We start from the raw sequence: 2631 nt of genomic DNA, 5'->3' as shown, positions 1-2631 counted from the left end.
GCGCCGGGGCGGCCGGAGGGGGCCGCGGTGCCGGGGGACTGCTGGTTGGTGGAGGAGGCGAGCGTACGGCTGCGCACCCGGTACAGACCGGTGTCGAGGTCGTCCGCCTTCTCCAGGTTGACCTTGATCGGGCCCATGAAGGTGTAGCGCTGCTGCTTGGCGTAGTCGCCGACCATGCCGGCGAGCTCGTCGCCGAGCTGGCCCGAGTAGGGGCTGAGCCGCTCGAAGTCCGGTGTGCTCAGCTCCACGATGAAGTCGTTGGGGACGACCGTGCGGTCGCGGTTCCAGATGGTGGCGTTGTTGTCGCACTCCCGCTGGAGTGCTCCCGCGATCTCCACGGGCTGCACCTCGGACTTGAACACCTTGGCGAAGGTGCCGTTGACCAGACCTTCGAGACGCTGCTCGAACTTCTTCAGGACTCCCATGAGGCACCTCCTCCGTCCTTGCCGTCCTGGGTACTGCGCCGGCTGCTGCTTACCTGGTACTGCTTACTGATCGTATCCACGCGCCGGTGAATCGGCTGGTTCCCCCTGTCGGCACGGTCGACGGGTGTCGACGCCTCCGAAGTTCCCTGTGGAGCTCCCCTTCGAACTCCGCTGTCGAACTCCTCAGTCAAGGATCGTAGAGGCGGCCGCAGACCAGTGTCCCGCACCTGACTGTGGACCCCTACCTGTCCTGGGGGAACGGGGGCTACCGGTACGAGGTTGATACGTGAACCAGCACTGCTTGATACGTGGCCGGCGGCACCCCGGTTCGGCGGCCCGCCTCCGAAGCCGCTGGTGGGCGGCTGCCCCGGGAGAAGGGATGTGAACCCACCCTCTCCTGCGTGCTAATGTTCTGCGTGTCGGAAGGCGCCGCACCGCAAGGCGGGGGGCCCGAGGACACACCCAATGCGCGGGTGGCGGAATAGGCAGACGCGCTGGATTCAGGTTCCAGTGCCCGAAAGGGCGTGGGGGTTCAACTCCCCCCTCGCGCACCACGAAGAACCGATGAACGGGTCTTCACCAGTGACGAAAGTCACGGTGAGGGCCCGTTTCTCGTTCCTCGACGGGGCGTGCCGGGTTTCGGCGGTGAGGTATCTCACTGCCCGGCTGCGGGCCGGCCGGGGTGCCGGGGCGCATCCGGCCGGAATCCTCAACTCCGTTGCCCAGCAAGGCGACTGTTGTTTCTCCGTGGGGGCGACCGCACCGGTCCGTGGGCCGCGCTCACCGAGCCGGCAGCGCTCGGCGCTGTGTGGTCCGGCCCACCGCCCTGACGCCGCCGCGCTGGTCAGGCTGTCCGCCGTCCACCGCCACCACCGCGTCCGCCCTGCGCGAGGCCGCCGCTCGCGCCGCCGAGGGCCCCTTCTCCGAGGGCGTCCACTTCGCTGCACTCCCGGTCCGCGCTCCCAAGGTGATCTTCGTCTTCTCCGGCCGGGGCTCCCAGTGGGTGGGCATGGGCGCCGCGGACTCCTGGACCGCGAGCCGGCCCCCGACTGCTGGCAGTTCACCCTCGGCCGGGAGACCTGGGCGGCCGGTGACCACTTGGTCGGCGGCCGGACCGTGGCGTCCGGCGCGATGCTCCTGGGACGCACCCCTGCGGATGGCCCGCGAGGTGCTGCCCGGCACGGTCCCCGCCACCTGCGCCCGGGTCCGCTTCCGGGCCCGCTGGTGATCGGGGAGAACGGCACGCGCGTACAGCTCGTGCTGCGGCGGGAGGTGCCGGACGGGGGTGCCCGGGCACGGTTCTACGACGTCGACCGGGCGGTGCGTCGCCGAGGCGTCGATCCCGTCGGCGCTCCCGCACCCGGCGAGCGGTCGGCGGGGGGCGTCCCTGGGGCGGAGTACGCGGAGTACTACGGGCCGCTGGCCCGGGGCGGGGTCTGGCCTACGGGCCTGCGTACCGCCGGGTGCGGCGCGTCGTCGCGGACGCCACCGGTGCGGGGCGGCCCGGCCGACCTGGTCAGCGTGATGCGGGATCGCTGTACTGGACATAGGCCTGCCCGGGGGCGACGGCTTCGGGACGATTGCTCACCGGCGTCGCCCGGCCCGGCCATCTGCGCGCGCTGACGGCCGGTGCCTCCGGACCGATCGTCAAGGACGCCGAACCGGCGAAGCTCGCCGACGCCGTCCCTGCCGTGGCCGCCGGTCAGCAGGTCGCCGACCCCGAACTGGACCTTCCCTCCAGGACCCCTCCGCCGAGGCAGATAGCCAAGCTGCTGTTCCTGACGGCCGCCTGACCGAATTCGTTTTCGCACGAGCGGGTCGTCGAGCCGGGCCCGGCGACAGGACTTCAGCGCCGCAGCGGCCGTAAATGCCCGCCGCCTTCAGAGGGACCCAGAGGGACGTTTCCCGCGGCACGCCGTATCGACTTGTCCTCGTGGTGCACTCCTGGCGGGCCCCGCACCGCACCCGCACGACACCGCCCGTGGCGTGGGGCCTTCGGTCGCCTTCCGTGCCCCGGTCGGCTTCTCAGGAGGGTGGGGAAAACGGTCCTGGTGCGGAATCGGAGCGGTGTTTTTTCCGTACGGTTTCGTAATCGACCGGATCGCGGGCCGTTGATTCCCTGTTTTCGGTCGGCGAGGAAAAGGGCGTGGTGTATTCCCGTTGTCCGCCGTTACCGTCGGTGGACGGGGAGGCGGGAATGGGGAGC

General features: G+C 70.5%; 4 protein-coding genes and 1 tRNA gene. 3 read left to right on the top strand and 2 right to left on the bottom strand.

What is annotated here, in order from left to right; translation table 11 throughout:
* The coding region (locus tag EHS43_RS42145; RefSeq protein WP_125195758.1) for a DUF3662 domain-containing protein at positions 1 to 425 on the bottom strand (425 nt) is incomplete at its 3' end.
* A gap of 467 nt (positions 426 to 892) precedes the next feature.
* Here EHS43_RS42145 and EHS43_RS42140 point away from each other — a divergent pair.
* The 3 genes from EHS43_RS42140 to EHS43_RS42130 all read left to right on the top strand — a co-directional run bounded on the left by EHS43_RS42140 (position 893) and on the right by EHS43_RS42130 (position 2218).
* Positions 893 to 979, top strand: a tRNA-Leu gene (locus EHS43_RS42140).
* Positions 980 to 1233: 254 nt separating this feature from the next.
* Positions 1234 to 1653: a hypothetical protein gene (locus EHS43_RS42135; protein ID WP_125195757.1), complete on the top strand. Its 420-nt coding sequence runs from the start codon at positions 1234 to 1236 to the stop codon at positions 1651 to 1653.
* A gap of 352 nt (positions 1654 to 2005) precedes the next feature.
* Positions 2006 to 2218 carry a response regulator transcription factor gene (locus EHS43_RS42130; RefSeq protein WP_125195756.1) on the top strand — a complete coding sequence of 71 codons (213 nt, stop codon included), beginning with the start codon at positions 2006 to 2008 and terminating at the stop codon, positions 2216 to 2218.
* Positions 2219 to 2450: 232 nt separating this feature from the next.
* Here the strand turns inward: EHS43_RS42130 and EHS43_RS47255 are convergent.
* Positions 2451 to 2631 (bottom strand): hypothetical protein (locus tag EHS43_RS47255; RefSeq protein WP_221740817.1); only part of this gene is annotated, 181 nt, incomplete at its 5' end.

The sequence above is a fragment of the Streptomyces sp. RP5T genome (assembly GCF_003933965.1).
Classification (GTDB): Bacteria; Actinomycetota; Actinomycetes; order Streptomycetales; family Streptomycetaceae; genus Streptomyces.
Note: the sequence above shows the minus strand (reverse complement) of the source record. Positions and strands in the feature narration are given on the sequence as shown.